This is a genomic window from Bacillus sp. SRB_331, assembly GCF_003264175.1.
Classification (GTDB): Bacteria; Bacillota; Bacilli; order Bacillales; family Bacillaceae_G; genus Bacillus_A; species Bacillus_A mycoides.
In genome coordinates this window covers 1-925 of sequence record NZ_NADV01000126.1, presented here as the reverse complement: position 1 = coordinate 925, position 925 = coordinate 1, and the positions used below count along the sequence as shown (strand labels likewise).

Genomic DNA, 925 nt, shown 5'->3' with positions numbered 1-925 from the left:
GATCCAATTCATTGTCATTATTGCTGACATCTTTGGATATGATGGAATCAGCTGCATTGTTTTCGTTCGAAATTTGAACATGGGGTTCCATCTCAGAGCGGAAGCTGCTTTCAAAACAGGGGGAGATGGTATTTCTGGAATCTGAACTTTCTCTTTGAAATCCGTAATCAAAGGAGTATTCGTCGAACTCGACATCTCGACTGGAATATTCTTTTTGGGATATGGGATCGTACAGCAAATAAGCCTTTTGATTCTGTGTGTAGCCAATGTGAATTAGTTTCTGTGCTCGAGGCTGTATCTTTTTCCGTTCGTTGGACTGAAGCAATCTGTAGGCGACACAGCCGAATGTTCTAAGGTAGTTAAGATTCGGAACCTGTTTGAACAAGACTTCATACGGAGTAACTCGGTCTGGTAACGTCGAGTGGGGTCGTCGATTGTATATATGAACTGCTACTTGTACAGCCCAAGCAAAACATTGCTGGGGCAACTTCGAATGTGATAGTAGACAAAGAGCAATATCAGTCAATGTTCGATTAAGCCTTTCAGCCATGCCATTCGATTGTGAGTTTCCCGGGACTGTCCTTCGGTGATGAATGCCTTGAAGGTCTAGCCAATCACGACACTCTTTCGACATGTATTCGCCTCCGTTGTCTGATTGAAAATTGCGGATAGTTGTGCTGTGAAGGTTGTTGAAATGTCGAATGAACTTCTTGAGGTGCTCGAACTGCTCAGATTTGTTTCTCAAACAGGCAATTGTGCAGAATCGGCTGTAAGCATCAATGTATGTGACAAAGTACTTGGAACCGTCTATGCCAGGGGAAGAAAATGGGCCCATGAGGTCGCTTACGATGAGTTCACCCGGAGTGGTTTGATGGTGTGTGGTATTCAAGAACGGTCCTTTTGACATTTTCCCCATCACGCATGG

At 44.1% G+C, this 925-nt stretch carries 1 protein-coding gene; it reads right to left on the bottom strand.

The window, feature by feature from the left end; genetic code table 11:
- A partial coding sequence (locus B5P42_RS33305; protein WP_181458865.1) for a DDE-type integrase/transposase/recombinase occupies positions 1-907 on the bottom strand: 907 nt, incomplete at its 3' end.
- Positions 908-925 lie beyond the last annotated feature (18 nt).